General features: G+C 32.8%; 21 protein-coding genes. 11 read left to right on the top strand and 10 right to left on the bottom strand.

The features are described from left to right. Positions 1-13 precede the first annotated feature (13 nt). Together V6246_RS04110 and smpB are read right to left on the bottom strand one after the other, a co-directional pair. Positions 14-583 (bottom strand): hypothetical protein, encoded by a 570-nt coding sequence (locus tag V6246_RS04110; protein WP_341559078.1) that lies wholly within the window; start codon positions 581-583, stop codon positions 14-16. 6 nt (positions 584-589) lie between these two features. Then, entirely contained in the window at positions 590-1048 is a 459-nt protein-coding gene (smpB, locus tag V6246_RS04105; RefSeq protein ID WP_042498759.1) for an SsrA-binding protein SmpB, read from the bottom strand. A 322-nt stretch (positions 1049-1370) separates the two neighbouring features. Here smpB and V6246_RS04100 point away from each other — a divergent pair, with 322 nt between their 5' ends. The 8 genes from V6246_RS04100 to V6246_RS04065 all read left to right on the top strand — a co-directional run bounded on the left by V6246_RS04100 (position 1371) and on the right by V6246_RS04065 (position 10200). Continuing rightward, positions 1371-2954 (top strand): S41 family peptidase, encoded by a 1584-nt coding sequence (locus tag V6246_RS04100; RefSeq protein WP_341559077.1) that lies wholly within the window; start codon positions 1371-1373, stop codon positions 2952-2954. Positions 2955-3046: 92 nt separating this feature from the next. Further along, complete coding sequence (locus tag V6246_RS04095; protein ID WP_341559076.1) at positions 3047-3751, top strand: toxin-antitoxin system YwqK family antitoxin; 705 nt, start codon at positions 3047-3049, stop codon at positions 3749-3751. Between the two features lie 213 nt (positions 3752-3964). After that, on the top strand, positions 3965-5152 hold the full coding sequence (mnmA, locus tag V6246_RS04090; protein WP_341559075.1) for a tRNA 2-thiouridine(34) synthase MnmA: 1188 nt from the start codon (positions 3965-3967) through the stop codon (positions 5150-5152). Between the two features lie 24 nt (positions 5153-5176). After that, complete coding sequence (locus tag V6246_RS04085; protein ID WP_341559074.1) at positions 5177-6832, top strand: S8 family serine peptidase; 1656 nt, start codon at positions 5177-5179, stop codon at positions 6830-6832. Continuing rightward, positions 6832-7773: an NAD(P)H-dependent flavin oxidoreductase gene (locus V6246_RS04080; protein WP_341559073.1), complete on the top strand. Its 942-nt coding sequence runs from the start codon at positions 6832-6834 to the stop codon at positions 7771-7773. The genes V6246_RS04085 and V6246_RS04080 overlap by 1 nt, the downstream gene beginning before the upstream one ends. Before the next feature lie 95 nt (positions 7774-7868). Further along, positions 7869-9248, top strand: a complete 1380-nt coding sequence (locus tag V6246_RS04075; protein ID WP_341559072.1) for an MATE family efflux transporter — start codon at positions 7869-7871, stop codon at positions 9246-9248. Positions 9249-9316: 68 nt separating this feature from the next. After that, positions 9317-9544 carry a hypothetical protein gene (locus V6246_RS04070; RefSeq protein WP_042503473.1) on the top strand — a complete coding sequence of 76 codons (228 nt, stop codon included), beginning with the start codon at positions 9317-9319 and terminating at the stop codon, positions 9542-9544. Between the two features lie 83 nt (positions 9545-9627). Continuing rightward, a complete protein-coding gene (locus V6246_RS04065) occupies positions 9628-10200 on the top strand; it encodes a phosphatase PAP2 family protein (protein WP_341559071.1) in 573 nt (190 codons plus the stop codon). Here the strand turns inward: V6246_RS04065 and meaB are convergent. Together meaB and V6246_RS04055 are read right to left on the bottom strand one after the other, a co-directional pair. Further along, on the bottom strand, positions 10171-11256 hold the full coding sequence (gene meaB, locus V6246_RS04060) for a methylmalonyl Co-A mutase-associated GTPase MeaB (RefSeq protein WP_341559070.1): 1086 nt from the start codon (positions 11254-11256) through the stop codon (positions 10171-10173). The two genes, V6246_RS04065 and meaB, sit on opposite strands and share 30 nt — an antisense overlap. Positions 11257-11336: 80 nt before the next feature. After that, positions 11337-11891 carry a DUF2911 domain-containing protein gene (locus tag V6246_RS04055; RefSeq protein WP_341559069.1) on the bottom strand — a complete coding sequence of 185 codons (555 nt, stop codon included), beginning with the start codon at positions 11889-11891 and terminating at the stop codon, positions 11337-11339. A 202-nt stretch (positions 11892-12093) separates the two neighbouring features. On the opposite strand from V6246_RS04055, the gene V6246_RS04050 reads away from it, so the two are divergent. From V6246_RS04050 to V6246_RS04040, 3 genes are read left to right on the top strand one after another with little or no spacing between them, the layout of a single operon-like run. Further along, positions 12094-12645, top strand: a complete 552-nt coding sequence (locus V6246_RS04050) for an RNA polymerase sigma factor (protein WP_042498780.1) — start codon at positions 12094-12096, stop codon at positions 12643-12645. Next, positions 12629-13213, top strand: coding sequence for a hypothetical protein (locus V6246_RS04045; protein ID WP_341559068.1), 585 nt, complete (start codon positions 12629-12631; stop codon positions 13211-13213). The genes V6246_RS04050 and V6246_RS04045 overlap by 17 nt, the downstream gene beginning before the upstream one ends. A 12-nt stretch (positions 13214-13225) precedes the next feature. After that, the gene (locus V6246_RS04040) at positions 13226-14719 is read left to right on the top strand and encodes a hypothetical protein (protein WP_341559067.1); all 1494 of its coding nucleotides are present in this window, start codon (positions 13226-13228) and stop codon (positions 14717-14719) included. Between the two features lie 84 nt (positions 14720-14803). On the opposite strand, the gene V6246_RS04035 is transcribed toward V6246_RS04040, so the two are convergent. The 6 genes from V6246_RS04035 to V6246_RS04010 all read right to left on the bottom strand — a co-directional run bounded on the left by V6246_RS04035 (position 14804) and on the right by V6246_RS04010 (position 20688). Next, positions 14804-15283, bottom strand: a complete 480-nt coding sequence (locus V6246_RS04035; RefSeq protein ID WP_042503486.1) for a hypothetical protein — start codon at positions 15281-15283, stop codon at positions 14804-14806. 304 nt (positions 15284-15587) lie between these two features. After that, complete coding sequence (locus tag V6246_RS04030; RefSeq protein ID WP_341559066.1) at positions 15588-16049, bottom strand: hypothetical protein; 462 nt, start codon at positions 16047-16049, stop codon at positions 15588-15590. A gap of 281 nt (positions 16050-16330) precedes the next feature. Further along, positions 16331-16867, bottom strand: coding sequence for a DUF6933 domain-containing protein (locus V6246_RS04025; RefSeq protein ID WP_341559065.1), 537 nt, complete (start codon positions 16865-16867; stop codon positions 16331-16333). Between the two features lie 375 nt (positions 16868-17242). After that, on the bottom strand, positions 17243-17908 hold the full coding sequence (locus V6246_RS04020; protein ID WP_341559064.1) for a hypothetical protein: 666 nt from the start codon (positions 17906-17908) through the stop codon (positions 17243-17245). Between the two features lie 79 nt (positions 17909-17987). Beyond that, positions 17988-18503 (bottom strand): DUF3124 domain-containing protein, encoded by a 516-nt coding sequence (locus V6246_RS04015; RefSeq protein ID WP_341559063.1) that lies wholly within the window; start codon positions 18501-18503, stop codon positions 17988-17990. A 247-nt stretch (positions 18504-18750) separates the two neighbouring features. Then, positions 18751-20688 carry an OmpA family protein gene (locus V6246_RS04010; RefSeq protein ID WP_341559062.1) on the bottom strand — a complete coding sequence of 646 codons (1938 nt, stop codon included), beginning with the start codon at positions 20686-20688 and terminating at the stop codon, positions 18751-18753. Positions 20689-20718 lie beyond the last annotated feature (30 nt).

The raw sequence follows: 20718 nt of genomic DNA, 5'->3' as shown, positions 1-20718 counted from the left end.
ATGGTGTAAAAAATTAATCTAAATATTTATTAGGAATCGGGTTTAACCAAGTTTCCTGAGTCCAGTACATATTCAAAATCCACCAACGCTCGCCATCATTCAGTAATTGTATACTATTAATGCCTCGCATTTCAGAATCTTCTTTATTTTCATCTTCGGTATTATAGGTTTTATAACTACTAAAAACATGCGCCATACGGCCATACTCTTCCGTTTTTCTAAGCATTTCTTTTTTTACAAAACCATTAGAAGCAATCCATTTGCTAGAACTTTTCATATAGTCTGCAGCACCCATAAATTTCACCTGAAATTCTCTTTCATTATTCCTTCCTGCTGTAATTAATTTGGCATCTGGGTGAAACAAAAGTTTAAAAAGTTTCCAATCACGTTCTTCATCTTTTTTACCCGAAACCACATCGTAAAGCGTATTAACCACATTATTTACCGTTGCAAAATTTTCTGAGTAATCAATTGGCTCTACAGCTTTTTCTTGGTCTTTTCCTTGTCCTTTTTTAGGCCCTTTTTGCGCCTGAATAGTAATAGAAAATGCAGTTAAAAAAAGTATAAAAACGTATTTCTTCATGGTTGTTTATTTGTAAATTTTCTTAATTCGATCTAAGTTTCGTTTATTATCACGATCTTTTATAGTTTCACGTTTATCATATAGTTTTTTACCTTTTGCTAAAGCAATAACTAATTTAGCGTAACCTTTTTCGTTAATAAATAAACGTAACGGAATTATAGTTAAACCTGTATTTTGCACCTCTTTATGCAATTTTTTTAATTCCTTTCGGTTTAGTAGCAATTTTCGTTCCGCTTTGGGTTTATGGTTGTAATAATTCCCATAAATATATTCCTCAACCGTCATATTTATCACAAAAAGTTCGCCAGCCTCGTTAAACTCGCAAAAACTTTCGGCAATAGATGCTCTACTACTTCTAATCGACTTAATCTCAGTACCCGAAAGTACAATTCCTGCGGTGTACTTATCTAAAATCTCGTATAGAAAGCGCGCCTTTTTGTTCTGTATGTTTATCTTATTTTGCATGACCAACAAAATTACAAAAATTATTATGGCATTCCCTTTTTTAAAGCTAGAAGATTTTCGAAAAATAAAATCTTCTAGCTTTAAAAAACGTCGGGCTATACGCTACAAGTCCTCGTGCCGCCAATTACCATTGGCAGCACTGTGGGCTTTTCACTGCTATCCCTAATGCGAGTGCTAAGGTTTTGGTTATCAATAATTACTGAGACCTTGGTTAATCAATTTTCATTTTAAAAACACTAGAATCATAGCGTTTTTCTAAAAGAGATAAACCTGTCAAAAAAATAAATTACATTTACAACACTAAAAACATTGTTCTGTATACATGCGTAAAATCCTCTTATTTTTAATTTCAATTAGTTTCTGTATTTCATGCGTAAGTGCCAAAAAACATAATGCACAAATAGAAGCATTACACATGCCAGAAAGCCTACATAGGGATATAGATCGAGTTTACAATCAATTAAAAAAACATCACCCAAACCTTTATCAATACACCTCTAAAACCGATTTAGATTTTAAATTCGATAGCCTAAAAAAAGCTATAAATACACCAATTAATTCGCGAGATTTTTATAAAAAATTAGCACCAGTAGTAGCGCAGGTAAAGCAAGGACACGTATCTTTAGGGTCGGCATATATAGAGTATACAAGAAAAGAACTAAAAGTATTAAAAAAGAAAAAGTTTGAGTTTTACGATCTCGATTTCGAATATTTAGACCATAAATTATGGGTTATAGAAACTAGAGGTAAAGATTCATCTTTAGTAGGAGCAGAAGTGCTTAAACTGGAAAACGAAAATGCATCCGATTTAATAACTGGGTTTAAATCACGTTTTGCTTCCGATGGTTACAATCAAACTTTACAAAACAGATTGGTAGGCCGAAATTTTTCAACATTTTATTTTAAAGAGAAAGGTTTTATCGATAGTTTACAAGTACAGTTCAAACTAAAGGATTCTGTGTTTATAAAAACACTAAAGCGTATTGATAAAAAAGAAAAAACTAAAGAAAACGATTCCATTGCTCCAGAACCAAAACCTATAGTAAAATTAAGTAAAGCGGAAAAAAAACAAAATAGAATTGCAGAAAGAAATAAGCGCAAAAAGCATAGAGAGTTAGGTTTTATAGCTAAAAGTAAAGAGTACACACGTAATTTTAGTTTTATTGGTAAAGACAGCGCCACGGCTTACATTAAAATTAGAGGCTTCAATAATGGTAACTATCGTAAGTTTTATAAAAAAAGTTTCAAAAAGTTAGATTCTGCTAAAACTAAAAACTTGGTACTTGATTTAAGAGATAATGGAGGCGGGCGCATAGCCGAAATAAACTATTTATACAGCTATCTAGCGAAAACAAAATACCAATTTATGGCACCTGCCGAAGTAAATAGACGTTTATCATTTTTTCCTGCGTTTATGAATAACACCTCTTCGGTTGCTACTAAAATATTTATGGGTATTGCATCACCTTTTATAGCGGTAGACAATCTTTTAAAAACAAAAAAGCAAGATGGAAAGCTCTATTATAGATTTCCATATTCCAAAGAAAAAGAACCTAGAGACCAAAACTATACAGGGAATTTATATGTATTAACAAACGGAAACTCGTTTTCTGCATCGGCTTTAATTTCTACGCATTTAAAAGCAACTAAAAGAGCTGTTTTTGTTGGAGAAGAAACTGGTGGCGCCTATAATGGTTGTGTAGCAGGTTTGTATAAAATTTATCAATTACCAGAAACGAAGTTAAAAATTAGAATGGGCCTGATGCAAATAGAAGCACCATTTAAACAAAATCCTGATGGTTTTGGCGTTAAACCTAATATTGAAATAACACCGACTATTTCCGATAGACTTTCAGGTAACGATCCAGAACTCGAATGGGTTTTGTCAAATATTTCTAAAAATTAAAAATATTTGGCAATGTATTTGCTTAAAACAATTTGAAAACAATAATTTCGTTTTCAAATTGTTTACAATCTATATACAACAAGATTTTCCTTATGAAATTAATAAAATTATCAACCTTACTATTTTTTGTTTCCACTTTAATTCTTTCTGCGCAAAGTATTAATCAATTTGATAGTGCAGGAAAACGTGATGGAGTTTGGAAGAAAAACTTCGATAATACAGAAGTAATGCGTTATCAAGGTACTTTTTTACATGGTAAAGAAATAGGAGAATTCAAATTTTATAAAAACGTTAGAGGTAAAGCGATACTATCAGCCACAAAGCTATTTAATAAAGATAATAACACTGTAAAAGTGGTGTTTTTAGCTTCTACCGGAAAAGTAATTAGTGAAGGTGAAATGGATGGTAAAACCTATATTGGCACCTGGAAATACTACCAAAAAAGTAATAACAATCTACTAATTTTGGAACACTTTGATAATTCTGGTCAGTTAACTGGGGAGCGTTTGGTATATTATAAAAATGGAGAAATAGCCCAAAGAGAAAACTATAAAGCCGGAAAACTTGATGGCGAATCGTTTTGGTATTCGGAAAACAAAGTGGTTTTAAAATCTTATGTTTATGAAAATGGTGAAATTCACGGACCTGCTAAAATTTATAACGGTAAAGGCGAATTACTTATCGATGGCCAATACAAACGCGATAAAAAACATGGCGTTTGGAAGTACTACGAAAACGGCCAACTAACAGACGAAAAAGATTTTACTTACGTGCCAAAGTACATTAAAAAACAATAATACGCTTGCACTTTTAAGGCTTGAAAACTGTATGTCTTTTGCTTATAAATAGGATAGTTATTTACTATCGAAATTCAATTTAAAAACAATCTAGAATACCTACCTTTGTAAACTAATTTTTTTAGACAACAAACCATTAATTAAAACAATGTATTTGCTGGTTTTTCTAGGTTATATCTAGATTATCAGTACATATATTTTATTATATAAAGCATGAAACGAGTTGTTATTGGACTTTCGGGAGGTGTAGATTCTAGTGTTGCTGCGTATTTATTACAGGAGCAAGGTTATGAAGTTATCGGACTATTTATGAAAAACTGGCACGATGATACGGTTACCATATCTAATGAATGTCCGTGGTTAGACGATAGTAATGATGCTATGCTAGTTGCCGAAAAACTTGGTATTCCTTTTCAAACTGTAGATTTAAGTGAAGAATATAAGGAGCGTATTGTAGATTACATGTTCAATGAATATGAAAAAGGACGTACGCCAAATCCTGATGTACTTTGTAATAGAGAGATTAAGTTTGATGTTTTCATGAAAATCGCTCTAGATTTGGGAGCAGATTATGTTGCTACAGGACATTATTGCCGAAAAGGAACACTTGAAAAAGATGGTGAATCTGTTTATCAACTATTAGCAGGTGTCGATGGAAATAAAGATCAATCTTATTTCTTATGTCAATTATCACAAGAGCAACTTGCAAAATCACTATTTCCTATAGGGGAATTAACTAAGCCAGAAGTGCGTGAAATCGCTATGAGTTTAGATTTAGTTACTGCAGAGAAAAAAGATTCTCAAGGACTTTGTTTTATTGGAAAGGTAAAATTACCCGATTTCCTTCAGCAACAGCTAAAACCAAAAGAAGGTGTTATTGTTGAGATTTCTAATGATCTCGATATATATAAGGAAACAGAGCAGAGTTTTGCTTCCGAAGAAGAAAAATTAGCCTATTTATCTCGTAAAATTGATTATAAAGTCGATTTAGGAAAAACAGTAGGCAAGCATCAAGGTGCGCATTATTTTACAAAAGGTCAACGAAAAGGTTTAGGTGTTGGTGGTACCATCGAGCCTTTATTTGTAATTGATACCGACGTAAATGAAAATGTAATTTACACAGGCCAGGGAAAAGCACATCCAGGATTGTTTAAAAGCGCTCTTTTTGTAACGAATGAGGAATTACATTGGGTACGTGAAGACTTAGCTATAGCAAATGGAGCAACCATGAAAGTGCTTGCTAGAATACGCTATCGCCAAGCTTTAGAGAAAGCTACCTTGCATAAAGTAGACTCGGGTATGTATGTAGAATTTGAAAATCCGCAATCTGCTATTACAGAAGGTCAATTTGTTGCGTGGTATTTTGAAGATGAGTTGCTTGGTTCCGGAGTTATTTCGTAACTTAGTGCAACTAAATTAATTATATTGAAAAGAATTATACTTTCCCTCAGTCTACTTGCTTTTTCATGTCAATTATTTGCTCAAGAAGATGCTTGGGTGTATTTGACGGATAAAGAAAATGAAACCACTTTTATTGCCAACCCACTAACTATGCTCACTCAAAAAGCACTAGATAGAAAGGCTAGGCATGGTGTATCTATAGATGCACGTGACGTACCTGTAAACGAAGACTACATTACAGCTATTAAAAGTGCTGACGGCATATCCGTTTTAGCCAAATCTAAATGGTTCAATGCTGTACATGTTCGTGGTGAAAAAACAGCCATTGAAAACTTATTTATCAATCAAAATAACTTGATTGAACCTCAAAGAACATTTATAAGTAAAATTGTTTTTGCAGATAGATCTCAAGGCGCTTTAGAGAAATCGACCAATGAAAAACGAAGGTATAAGTTCGAAACTATTTTAACCGATTATAATTACGGTAATGCCAACCAAAATAATCAGATTAAAATGATTAATGGCGATGTGTTGCATCAAACAGGTTTTACAGGTGAAGGGATGACAGTTGCCATAATGGATGGAGGATTTCCAAATGTTAATACCATGAGTTCGTTTGAAGCACTTCGAAATAATGGAAGACTACTTGACGATTACGATTTTGTAAACCGTGATGATGATGTTTACACCAATACATCTACAAATCACGGGACTTTGGTTTTAAGTGCTATGGCCGGATATATTGACACTGCAACTAAAAATTACGTTGGTACAGCGCCAGATGCATCATATTATCTTTTTATTACTGAAGATAATAATGATGAAAACCCAGTAGAAGAAAGTTATTGGGTGGAAGCTGCTGAACGTGCAGATAGTTTAGGGGTAGATATTATAAATACCTCTTTAGGGTATGATGATTTTGATCCAGGAACTAAGTACGATTACGAGCCATCGGATATGGATGGGCAAACAGCATACATTACAAAAGGAGCTAATATTGCTTTTGAAAAAGGAATGCTCTTAGTAACATCGGCAGGAAATGCTTGGGGAGCTAGTGTTGGCGCGCCAGCCGATTCTCCAAATGTTTTAACTATTGGAGCTGTTGATTCTAATGGTGATTATGCCATGTTTAGTTCTATAGGTACGACCTATCAGCCGACTATAAAACCTGATGTTGTTGCGCAAGGCGCTAGTAGTTATTTAATTAATGAATTTGATAATATTATCACCAATAGTGGTACATCTTTTAGTGCGCCAATTTTGGCTGGTGGTATTGCATGCTTGTGGCAAGCTTACCCAAGTTTAACCAATTCTGAAATTATGGATTTGGTTAGAGAATCAGCATCACAATACAATAACCCTGATTTTTATTTAGGTTATGGTATTCCAGATTTAGAGAAAGCTTTGGCAAATATCTATGCGCTTGATACTACAAATGCCAATATGAACGATAAAATTACGCTGTATCCTAATCCAATGAATGCGCGTTTGTTTGTGAGCCTTCCTAACGATGATTTTGCAACATTAAATCTCTTTGATGTTGCAGGAAAAAAGATTAATACGTATCAAGTTTCAAATGAAAATAATTGGATTAATACTTCAGAATTGTCCAAAGGTCTTTATATTGTTAGACTTGAAACTGCAAATGGAATTGATACCTTTAGACTTATAAAAGAATAATGGCAAATAGAATTACCGAACTTTTTGGAATTAAATACCCTATAATTCAGGCTGGAATGATTTGGAATAGTGGTTGGAGATTAGCTTCAGCTGCTAGTAATGCTGATATTTTAGGATTAATTGGAGCAGGATCGATGTATCCTGAGGTGTTACGCGAGCATATTCAAAAATGTAAAAAAGCAACAAGCAAGCCTTTTGGAGTAAACGTCCCAATGTTATATCCTAACATTGAGGAAATCATGAATATTATAGTTGAAGAAGGCGTTAAAATTGTGTTTACTTCCGCTGGAAATCCAAAAACGTGGACCTCTTGGTTACAAGACAAAGGAATTACTGTTGTGCACGTGGTGAGTTCTTTAAAGTTCGCTTTAAAAGCTCAAGAAGCTGTTGTAGATGCCGTTGTTGCCGAAGGTTTTGAAGCTGGTGGACATAATGGGCGAGATGAAACAACCTCCTTGACACTAATTCCGATGGTTAAAGAAAAAATAACGATACCAGTAATTGCCGCTGGCGGAATCGCAACAGGTAAAGCTATGTTGGCCACTATGGTTTTAGGAGCAGATGGTGTTCAAATAGGAAGTCGGTTTGTTGCTAGTACAGAAAGTTCTGCACATGCTAACTTTAAACAAGTGGTTGTTGATGCTAAAGAAGGTGATACGCAGTTAACGTTAAAAGAATTGGCGCCAGTACGTTTAGTAAAAAACGCCTTTTTTAATGAGGTACAAGATTTATACAAAACAGCTCCAAGTGTAGATCAATTAAAAGAATTACTTGGTCGCGGACGTGCCAAAAAGGGTATGTTTGAAGGTGATTTGGATGATGGTGAACTAGAAATCGGGCAGATTGCAGGTATTATTCATTCAATAAAACCTGTGGCAGACATTGTTACGGAAATCATCACTGAATTTGAAGATGCAAAGCGTGATGTTTCTCAACTTTAAAACTCATAATTTTACCAATAAATTAACTTAAATATTTCCTTTTAAATTAAGAACACAAAATTGCTTTAAACAAAGCATAAGTTTACTTTTGCCAAATGCAATTAACCGACTACACCAAAGAATTTAAATACAACTGGCAACTTGCTGCGCCAGTCATGTTAGGTATGCTAGGCCATACTTTTGTCAGTTTTATAGATAATATTATGGTTGGCCAATTAGGTACAGCCGAACTTGCAGCAGTATCACTCGGGAATAGTTTTATGTTTATTGCGATGTCTTTAGGAATTGGTTTTTCTACGGCTATTACGCCATTGGTTGCAGAAGCTGATGCTGAAGGAGATTTTGATAAAGGAAAATCGTCTTTTAAACATGGTTTATTTTTATGTTCCGTTTTAGGGGTATTATTGTTTTTGGTTGTGTTTTTTGCAAAACCTTTAATGTACTTAATGAAGCAGCCTATTGAGGTTGTTGAGTTAGCGATTCCTTATTTAGATTTAGTAGCATTTTCACTTATCCCATTAATAATATTTCAAGGTTTTAAGCAATTTAGTGATGGACTAACGTTGACTAAATTCCCGATGTATGCTACCATTTTAAGTAATCTTATAAACGTAGTTTTAAACTATTTATTGATTTTTGGGAAATTCGGTTTCCCAGAAATGGGTATTGTTGGTGCGGCTTATGGAACTTTAGTATCTCGATTTGTAATGGTTTGGTACTTGTGGTATTTATTAAAAGGACGAGAAAAATCTAAGGAATACGTTACGAATATAAAGTTTTTTGTGCTTGATAAATTAATGCTAAAAAAAATTATAAACTTAGGCACACCAAGCGCTATGCAGATGTTTTTTGAAGTAGCTATTTTTACTTCAGCGATATGGTTAAGTGGTTTGTTAGGTAAAAATCCACAAGCAGCCAATCAAATAGCATTAAACTTATCGTCCATGACCTTTATGGTAGCCATGGGATTAAGTGTGGCATGTATGGTTCGTGTTGGAAATCAAAAAGGTTTGAAAAAATATGTAGATTTACGTCGTATTGCATATTCTATATTTCTATTAGGTGTTATAATTGCATTTGGTTTTGCGATTATGTTCTTTCTGTTGCACGATTATTTACCAAGATTATATGTAGATTTGGATGATTTAAAGAACTTAGCCGATAATACAGAAGTAGTTACTATAGCATCTAAATTAATGGTTGCTGCCGCTATTTTTCAAATAAGTGATAGTATACAAGTGGTTTTTCTTGGAGCTTTAAGAGGTTTACAAGATGTAAAAATTCCTATGGTTTTAGTGTTCATTTCGTATTGGATAATTGGCTTTCCTATAAGTTGGTTTTTTGGAACGGAAGATGCTTATGGAAGTTTCGGGATTTGGCTAGGCTTATTAGCAGGTTTAACATCGGCTTCTATTTTATTATATATAAGGTTCAATTATTTAACAAAAAGATTAATTTTGTCGAACGTCGAGTAGGACGGAAGTAAACAATTTATAATATTTAGTCTGTTACTAAAAACTAGTAATTAACAAAAAAAGAAAACATGACATTACCAAAATTTATATTAGGGGATAACACAGAGTTTCCAAACGCTATTTTTGTTATTCATACTGAATTTCCAAGATTTATAATTAACCTTGAAGATGATGAAGTTGAATGGTTTGAAGATTTTGATGCTGACGATCAAGAAGAATTAGAAACAGAAACAGAAAATGCAATTAAGGAAGCTACGGCTTTTTATGATGCAGAAGTTGCTAAATACGACGAGTAATACCTTTTGATAATTCCTTAAAAAGGTAATAATAATTAACGAGTAAAACAGAGGCCCTGGGCTAATGCTAAAATAAAACAGTAATGATAGATCAGCTTTTAAAAAACGACACCGAGTTATTTGTATTCTTAAATAATTTGGGTTCCGAACCTTGGGACGGCTTGTGGTTGGCTATTACAGATAAGCTTACTTTTATCCCATTGTATGCTGTTTTGTTGTATTTACTTTATAAAAAGTTTGGTCTAAAATCGCTATTAATTTTCGTGGTGGTTATTGCTTTAATGGTAACCTTTACCGATCAAATTACCAATGTCTTTAAACGTAGTTTTCAACGCCCAAGACCTTGTGGTGCGGCAGATTTGGTAGATAGAGTTCGTTTTATTGCAGTGCGCTGTGGTAAATATGGTTTTTTCTCTGGGCACGCTTCTAACACTATGGCTGCAGCTGTTTTTGCAGGTTTAACATTAAGACCATTTTATAAAAAATTAATTTATATAATGGTGTCTTGGAGTCTTATTGTTGCATTTAGTAGAATATATGTTGGCGTACATTATCCATTGGATATCTTATGTGGATTAACTTTTGGAGCAATCTCTGGAGTGTTATTTTATAAAATAGCTAAGTATTTATTGAAGCGATTTGTTAAGACTGAGTAGATAATCGGCAGCAGCAAAAGGCGTTGTTTTGTTGCTTTCAATTAATTTTAATTGCGCTTCGAGTGCTTCTTTTATTTCTTTTTTATTGAAGAAGGACCGTTTCAATTCATTTTCTATCGTTTGAATAAGCCAGAATTTATTTTGCTTCGTTCTATTGGTTTCAAAATAATTATTCTCGGTAGTTTTAGTTTTATATTCTAAAATTAATTTCCAAATATCCTTAATGCCTTCATTTTCTAATGCACTGCAAAGCATCACTTTTGGCGACCATTGCGATATTTTAGGAGGATAGAGGTGAAGTGCTCTATTAAATTCAACCTTGGCTAGTTTAGCTTGTTTCAGGTTCTCTCCATCGGCTTTATTAATGGCAATAGCATCGGCCATTTCAATAATACCACGTTTTATTCCTTGAAGTTCATCACCAGCACCAGCTAATTTTAGTAGTAAGAAAAAGTCAATCATACTATGTACAGTGGTTTCACTTTGCCCCACGCCAAGAGTTTCAATTAAAATCACATCAAATCCTGCGGCTTCACATAAAATAATACTTTCCCTAGTTTTTCTAGCGACACCACCTAAAGACGTTCCGGAAGCCGAGGGACGAATAAAGGCATTTTCATCTTTGGCCAAAGTTTCCATTCGTGTTTTATCACCTAAAATACTACCTTTTGTAATAGAACTTGTTGGATCTATAGCAAGTATGGCAATGCGTTTACCTTGCGATGTTAAATGTTTTCCAAAGGCTTCAATAAATGTACTTTTTCCAACACCAGGAACACCTGTAATGCCTATTCTAATAGATTTGTTGGCATGTGGTAAACACGCTTTTATTATGGTGTTAGCTTGTTCTAAATGTTTATGGTTTTCACTTTCAACTAAAGTAATAGCACGACTTAAAGCCGCTATGTTTTTGTCGAGAATAGAAGTAACTAAAGTGTTGGTGTTAATTCGGGCTTTGCGCTTTGCTTTGAGAGTTTCAATGGCATTAGAACTTGTAATTTCTGGAGAAGAAATCCCTGTATGTTCAGAAAGCGCCGATTTGTTTTTTTTAGTCAAAATAGTCCTTTTGGAACTTCAATTTACAAATTTATTCAATAGGGTATTTTGATTTTCTTTGGAAGAATTTTTTAATGAAATTATTTTAAAGGCACAGACACTTTTACAACATCCCAAGCCATAGTTAAAAATAAATCGTCTGTAGAGTTATCAAAAGCAATGGTAAACTGCTCTACAGGTTTCCTTAAATCTCTTACAGGAACCTCAATGCTTAAAGCATCATAATTAGGATCCCACATCGGTTTCATTTCAGAATCGACACCCCAAGAATATTGCTTAGTGTTAAAAATTACAGTCCAAACAGAATCTTTTGGAACGGTCCATAAGGTATATTTTCCAGCAGGTAATGGCATGCCTTTAACTTCTAGAGGTTTATTGGTTTCGAAGGTTGTGGCTTCGTTGGCACCCGTTCTCCATACTTTATCAAAAGGCACTAAGGCTCCAAATACATCACGGTTTTTCTTATAAGGGCGGTTGTAAAACACCTTAAGTTCTAAGTCGTTTAACTCAAACTTCACGGTGTCTTTCGGACTTAATCGAGGAGCAAATATGTCTTCAACGAAAGTTGAATATAAAAACAAGCCTAAAGCTATTACAGCCAAGGACATCAAAACGCGTTTTAAAAAGGTGTTCATTTACGGAGCAATTTATTAAGGCAATAAAGATACTTTAAAAAGTATTGATTACTAAAAAACCTAACGCACATTTGTACAATTTTGTTATATTTTAAGTAAAATTTAATAGTTTTTGCAACACTTTGTTTTTTTTGTCGTCTTTTAAACGAACCTAAGCCAATATAATGATAAATTGGCCTAACCAACCAAAAGCAAAATTAGTATGTTTCAAGTTGACATTATTGAAAAATGTAAACAAAACAATCGGAAAGCGCAATTGCAGTTATACAACCAGTACTGCGACGGGATGTATATTGTTGCTAAACGATTTTTAAAAGATGCTAACGATGCCGAAGACGTGGTGCAGGAAGCTTTTATAAAAGCATTTACAAAACTGGATCAGTATAAAGCGGAAGTTACTTTTGGAGCTTGGTTAAAACGTATTGTTGTTAATAAAAGTATCGATTTCTTGAAATCTAGAAAACAAGAACTTGTGGAACTAGAAGAGGTGCACCTGAAAGTGATTGATACTACAAAAGACGACAAATGGTTAGTTGACGATGCGGTAACGTTGCACGATGTAAAAGAAGCTATTAATAAATTATCGCAAAAATATCAATATGTGGTAATGTTATATTTAATTGAAGGATACGACCATCAGGAAATATCGGAAATTTTGAACATAACACAAGTAGCATCTAGAACGCAACTATCGCGGGGAAAATTAAAATTACAAGAACTGTTAATACACAAAAATAATGGCACAAGATATTAGAGACTTATTTAAGAATGAAAAGGTTGTACATGATGAAATGCCAACCAAGCATGAAGCGCGCTTTCTTGAAAAATTAGATAAGGCTTTACCTGAAGCTCCTAAAAAATCTGGTTTGGGCTGGATGCAAATTGCAGCTAGTGCTGTTGTGTTTTTAGGTTTAAGTTTTGGTGCTTATTCCTTTTTTAAAGGAGACACTGAAACCATCGAAACTATTGAGACCGTTGCAACTACTAAAGTAACGGAAACAAAAACTTTGGGTGATGTATCTCCGGGGCTTAAAAAAGTGGAAGACTATTATTTAGCGAGTATTAATTTAGAATTATCTAAAATGAAATACACGCCAGAAACCAAAGAATTATTCGATGGGTATTTGGCGCAGTTAGACGAATTGGATAAAGAATACAAACGATTATCGTTGGATCTTACAGAGTCTGGGCCATCGGAATTAACAGTGAATGCATTAATTGATAATTTAAAATTCAGATTAAATTTAATGTATCGATTACGCACACAATTAAAAGAATTAAAATCATCTGATGCTTTATCAGAAAAAGAACAATCAATCTAAATCAATCAAAAAATGAATAGTACAATCATAAAAATTAAATTATTAATACTGAGTTTTGTTTTAACGGCAAGTGCTTTTGGACAACAAAAGTTAACAAAACTAGAGCAAAGTATTAAGGTAAATAAAGATGTAGTTATCGATTTAAACACAAGCCATTGTAATGTTGTTTTCGATACGTGGAATAAAAACACCATTGAAATTGAAGCTTATGTTGAAGGTGAAAAAATATCGAAAGAGGCGCTTGAAAGTGTTTTAAAATCTTGGGATGTTGATATTGATGCCACTTTTGATAAGGTTTCGATAAATACAAATAAATCAAAGCCTAATGTGGTTTGGGTTGAAAAGAACAATGATAGTGATGGCGATTTATTAACCATAATTTTTGACGAATTAAAATACGAATTGGCCGATTTACCTCAAGCTATCATGAATGGGTTAACCGTTGACGTGCCTGAAATTCCTGCTATGCCAGAAATGCCACAGTTACCAGAACTTCCTGCAGGCGCACATGCTATGGAGTTTGATTATGAAGCCTATAAAAAGGATGGTGAAAAGTATCTAAAAAAATATGAAGAGAAATTTGAAGCTACTTACGGAAAAGATTTTGAAGCTAAAATGGAAGCTTGGGGCGAAAAATTTGGAGAAGAATGGGGAGAGAAGTTTGGCAAGCGTATGGAAGCCTGGGGAGAAGCTTTTGAAGAACGATTTAATGAAGGTGATTTTGAAGAGAAAATGGAAGCTTGGGGAGAACGTTTTGGAGCGCAAATGGAAGCACAAGCAGAGCGTATTGAGGCGCAAGCCAATCGTGTTGAAGCACAAAGTAAACGTGCAGAGGCTAATAGAGAACGCCATGAAGAACGTGCAACTTTAATGAAAAACCGCCAGAAAGAAGTTGAAAAATTAATGAAAGGGCATGGAGATTCTAATATCAAGAAAACCATTAAAATAAAAATGCCAAACCATGCCAAGTTAAAAGTTAATATTAAATATGGTGAAGTAGAATTTGCTTCTAATGTTAATGATTTAAAAGCTAATTTATCACATTCAAAATTTACAGCATATAGTGTTAATGGGAGTTCTACTTCCATTAATGCTTCTTATTCGCCGGTAAATGTAGAATTCTGGAATTTAGGAGAACTGAATTTAAATTACGTAAACAATGCTGAAATAAAAGAGGTAAAGCAGTTAGTTTTAAATGCCACATCATCTAATATCGATATCGATAAATTAAGCGGTAGCGCTATAATTGATGGAAATATTGGTGATTTAAACATTTCTAAAATAGAAGATAGTTTTAGTAATTTAAACATTATTCTTCAAAATAGTAATGCCTTTATAAAATTACCAAATGTAGATGTTAACGTGCAATATAAGGGGAGTTATTCTAAATTCTTGCATCCAAATCAATCGGCTAAAAATCAATCGTCGTCTTCTTTTTCTAAAAGCGGATCTAGCGGAAAAAGTATTATTATAAATGCAAAGTATAGTAATGTTGAAATGGAGTAGGTTGATATAATTAACCCTAATTTTTCAGCATAAAAAAAGCGCCTTAAAAAGACGCTTAAATTTTATTATTGATATCTAAATGTATTAGAATTGGTATCTTAAACTTAATGCGATATCAAAAAGTGTATTGTCTGTAAAACGATTGTTCCCAATTTCTGGTCTAAAATCTAAAGAAATTAATAACGGAATATCAAAATCGTATTCAATACCAACATCTCCAGCAGCAAAAAATCCGAAATCATCATCTAAGTTATTATCATTTCTTCCAGAGTATGATGCTAAACCTGCACCAGCACCAGCATACCAGTTAAATCCGCCGTCGATATTCCATACCCATTGGTATAAACCTGCTAATTTAAAAGCGCTGTAATCGTTTCCGTTTCTCCAACCTAAATCAGCTTCAATTCTATTGTTATCACCTAGAGCACGTTGGTAAGTAATTTCAGCTCCTAAACCATCACTATCTCCAAGACGTAACCCTAAAGCATTATCTGCAATATTTTGTGCGCTAGAGGCAAATGTAAAACCTAATAATGTAATTGATAATAAAAATAATTTTTTCATAGTTTAAATAGTATTTGTTATTGATATACGGCCTTTCATATTAAAAAGACCATGCTTTGTCTACATATTAAATGCACTGCAATAACGTGAAATTTCGAATTATATTTAAAGAAATATTGCGTAAGCGGTCTTTATTTGTTTTTTTGGGTTAAAAATGAGAGTTGGGGAGAGGCTGGAGGTTGGTTTTAGTGTTTATATGTAAGAATAGTGTGTTTTTGTATGATAGGATTTTCATAAGGAATTTCAAAAGCCAATAAATAAAGAAACCCATATTTATTAGTATAAAACTAGCTGCCTTTTATTATTACTCATATTTTTCAATTTTTGTAATAATGTTATTTTTAATTTCTATTCCTAAAGAATCAGTTTTCTTCTTATCTATTGGTTCTAATGTTAATTCAAATTCAGAGCTTTTATCATGCATTGGATAGATAGCAGATAAATAAAACTCATTTTTCCAATTAGAATATTTTGCAATATTATCAATTTCGCTAGCGTTAATTTTATTTTCAATTTTAGGTAAATACTCATTTTCCCAATTCGTCACTAATTGACTAATAAAATCTAGGTGATTAGGAAAAGGACTTGTATTATTCCCTTCTAAAATAATTGTTGTTTCAAGTAGTTGGTTCTTTAATAATATATTACCATGCCAAGTATAACTTTTAGCATGATTAACACCTCTAATTCTCTGACTTTTTAAAACTCCAATTACGGGATGTTTAAAAGTCTTTTTTTGTCCAAAAAGAGAATCAATTATATTCATATATTATTTTTTGGATATGTTTATAGTATTAGCGTTTATGTATAAAATAGTGCTGTATGCGAGGATTTTCCGCAGGAAAATCAGACGTAATAAACTTGCAACTACCTTTAGTTAAGCCCAAAATCTAGTAATTATTTTTATACATTGTTTGTAAATGTTTTATTTTTTAATTATATATTATTTCTCTCTTTACAGCAACACACAACCAAGCGGAATCGAAACTATAGAAATGAGCGCTATTACTTTTTTATAAACGAGATTTAAAACTCAATACCAATCTGCTACGCACAAAACTTATTCAACAAATCCTGTATTGCATCATTAGGATACCCATAACCACGTTTCTTTTTACCAAGAACGCTTAAAATCTTTTCATTAATATTGGAATTCAATTCGTCCACGTCTATATCATCAATATTGTCACTATAGTCTTCGGTAATATATCTCTTCATATCAAGGGTGGCATCCTGTATAGCGCCCAATACCTTTCTATTATTATTGGTAGTTAAAAAAATTGGCTGTAACTCTGTCGTGATTTTGTCTGTAAATTTAGATGGAAAGCTTATCTCATCATTTTCTAATTGCTTAAAAAAGCGCTCAGCAAATACTTCATGAAAATTCATTAAATCAATTTTTTTGAAATCAATTAAAAGTACAGAATAATAAGAAACATCATTCATTAGTATTACACAGTTTTTCCTGCTAACCGTAAACACATTAGCGTTCCAGTTACCAAGAGGAGAAGATTTATCCGATTTAGCTATACGTGATTTACCAACTACAGTTTCAAATTTTTGGGTACAGTATATTATTGCCATTATTTAAATTTCAAATTATCATTTATCTCAAACTCGTACTGCACCGCTTAGAAGTAATCAAGTGCATTTCAATTCGTTTGGGTAAGCAAAGTTACAAATAATATACGTTGGGTTACTAATCAAAACACTACATGGTCCGACAAAGGTATACTAGGAGATGGTAGAAAAGCACAAGCTACTTTAGGGTGAAAGTTTTAAGTAAAATATTTATCAGTACTTAATGTATGATAAGGGATATCCTTTACACTAAGCCTTATTTATATTTGGCAACGTGATTATGTATAGTTAGTTGCGTGATTTAAAGAGGTAAGTTAGCAAATAAATCACAGATAGAATATTTTGTAGGAATGTTCGCGGGTAGGCTATAACCAGCGATTAATTATACATGGTGTTGTACACAGTTTTTATTTCTCCTTTTTTTATTAATTCAATTAATTCGCTCCTTTTTTCCGAATTACTTTGTTCTGTTAAATTCTCTCCAATTTTCACAAAGTCGTAAGGAATATATTTTTTTTCTGATTCGATGGTTTTTTCAAAACTACTTTCTCCATAAGCTAAAAGTGTTGTCTTTTCAGAACTTTCAGAACTCAATAAAACTCTTTTTAATTCTCCATTTTTTTGTTTAAGAAAGACTCTAAATCGAGAGCTTTGTAATTCCAATTCAGTTGGATAAAAAGCAATTCCGTTTTCCTCAAATATTATTTGTTCTCGTCTATCCTTTTTCTCAAATGTTTGTCCAAAATCAGCATTATCAACAATTATTGCAGTTCCTTTAAAGCCAAATGGAAGTATTAAATCTACTTTTTGAATATCAGCGTAATAAAATGAAATAGCAGAGTATCCCTTCATTACTGGATAAAATAAAACTGCTGGTATTAAAATCCAAAGTAATTTTTGTTTAGTCTTTAAATTTCCAAATAGAAGGGTAATAATTCCAATTATATAAATAGGAAGTCCGATAATGAAACCAAAATAAATAAAAAATGGAATTAAAAATCCAAGTACTATTAATGATATTCCAGTTTTGTCAACTTTATTCATTTTTTAATTTCAGTTCGGGTTTTTCTCAAATTGTATACAACTTAAGGATAAGCTTATATTTCAATGAATGTTCCTCGTATTATTTAATCCTTCTTGCTTGCGTTGCAAAAGATAAGCCTTGTTGGCCTACAGTAGAATTCATAATTGCTTCGAATAAAGGTTCTGGGCAATCTTTCGGTGTTTTCCATTCAAATACAAAATTAGAACCGGTACCTCCAGAGTTATCAATTTCATCAATAATAATTTCGCAGGTTTCCATAGGTGCTAAAAAGATAGCATGACCAATGTAAGGGCGCACATGTTTACCGTGTGTATCAAAATACTTAGCACTTAGCACATAAATGGTATCTACATCGCTTGTGTTTCTTAAACTAACCATAGTGGTTAAATTGTGTGTTTTATGCTCAGACATACTAAAAATTTGAGAATAGGTAGACAAGTAAGACTTTCCGTATTCTAAGGAATCTGTAAGCGTTTTAGATACTTTACGTTTCGACCAATTTTCGGTGCTTACCGAACTCATTTTAGTTTCGTTGTTACAGCTTGTAAAGAGTAAAGCTGTAAAAATAATAAGAAGGTATTTAGATGTATGCATAGAAGACTTTATTAACATGAGTTGATACTTATTAAAATAAGGCTTTAAAATAAACTTTTTTTGCTGTTAAAGAAATTTTAAATCTATTATTTAAGCTGTGATATATACAAAGATAATGAAGTAAAGGCTTTAATAATTGTATCTATTGATATTTTAGAATGTAAAATTTTATTTACAGAAAATAAAGAAAAGCACCAAAATGAATAACATATTGGTGCTTTTTTAAAAGGGCATTTAAAATGCCAAATTATTTTATTTTAGAAACAATAAACTGTGTACGTCTGTTTAGTTCGTGTTGAGCATTAGAGCATTTAATGCTACCATCACATTGGTTTACAAGTTGTTCTTCTCCCAAACCTTTAAAGGACAGAATTCTTTCTTTATTCACTCCATGTTCTACAAGATAATTGTAAGTAGATTTTGCGCGTTTAACAGAGAGCCTTTTGTTGTATTCCGCAGGTCCTCTAGAATCTGTATGCGATTCAATTTCGATTGCCATTTCTGGATACGTGTTAAGCATTAAATCTACAATTCTATTTAGCTCATCAGTATCTTGATCTCTAATAGTTGATTTATCGAAATCGAAGTAAATAGGAGCTAACTCCACAATTGGATAAGGCTCCACAGTTGGTTTTGGTTCCTGTATTTTATTAAGAACAAAATCTTCGGTAATAGTTGATACATTCTTGTCTACATTTTTAGAAGTTGTATCTCGAGAGTCTTCAATATATCCGTCTTTATTTACTTGAAGTTTGTAATCGGTATCTCTATCAATATTGATATCGTAATTGCCATCGCTATCGGTTTCAACAAAAGCAATAGTGTTTCCATCAGTATCCAACAAAGTTATGGTTGCATTTTCTATAGGAAGATTGGTTTCAGAATCGGTTAATTTACCGGCTATTTTTAATTGAGGTGTTTTATCGAATGCATAAATATCATCGCTTCCTACACCGCCTTCACGGTTTGATGCAAAGTAACCAGAAAGTCCATCTTCATTTAAAAAGAATGAAAAATCATCTTTACTAGAATTTACAGGAACGCCTAAGTTAGCAACGTTTGTAATGGTTTTGTCTTTACTGTAAACGGTTGCAAAAACATCCATTAAGCCTAAACCTTGATGTCCATCGGAAGAAAAGAATAATACATCTTCGCTATTTACAAAAGGAAATTTTTCGTTTTTATTGGTGTTTACAATTTCACCTGCATTTATAGGTTCTCCTAAGCTGCCGTCGGCATTAATATTTGCGTAATAAATATCCGACCCGCCAAATCCACCAGGTCTATCTGATGCGAAATATAATTTTGTTTCGTCGCTATTTAACGCTGGATGACCAGTAGAGTAGGAGCTGTCGCTAAAAGATAATTCTTCTAAGTTTTTCCATTTTCCATCTGTAAGCGTGGCACGGTATATTTTTAAATTGGTAATGCCTTCTGTGTTTTTACCTAAGACATTTTTATTGAAATCATTTCTAGAAAAATAAATGGTTTTTCCGTCTTTGGTAATTGTAATAGGTCCATCGTGAAAAACAGAATTAATATCACCTTTTAGTTTTGATTTATGATTTACTAAAGAATCGTTAGTCCCTTTTTCGGTAACATAAATATCTAAAAACGGTTCTTTATTCCAACCGTAAACGTGTTTTGTTAATGCGCCTTTATCTCTAGCAGATGTGAAATAAATATTACCATTATGTTCAACGGCTCCAAAATCGCTAAATTCTGAATTAAACTTTACATCGGTTAAAAAATAACTTTGCTTAGCGTTTACTACAGATTTTAAGAAGTCTTTATCGCTAGCTAATTGAGCTTCATTAATAATACCACCTTTATCTTTATACTCACGCATCCATTGGCGATACCCTTTATAATCTTTTACACCTCTTAAAGCTTGTGCATAATTATAATAGTATTCTATAGGCACATTTGCTTGTTCTACAGCTTTTTGATAATACACCACAGCACTGTCTGGGTTTCTCATAAAAGCATAAGTATCGGCCAATTGCCTAGTGGCATAATCGGTATTAAAATCTTTATCAATTAACCTAGTATATACCTCTGTTGCATCGGCAAAAGCAAATGTATTGAATAGCTTATCTGCTTTTTTTTGCATGCCATATTGTGCGAACACTGTTATGGAAACAAGTAAGAACATACTTGTTAAGCAGTAGTTTTTTAATTTCATGGGTCTATATTTAATTAAAAAAATATAAGT

Origin of the sequence: Algibacter sp. TI.3.09, assembly GCF_038154905.1 — a bacterium.
In the GTDB taxonomy this organism is placed as follows: domain Bacteria; phylum Bacteroidota; class Bacteroidia; order Flavobacteriales; family Flavobacteriaceae; genus Algibacter.
This window is presented reverse-complemented; position numbering and strand designations above follow the sequence as displayed.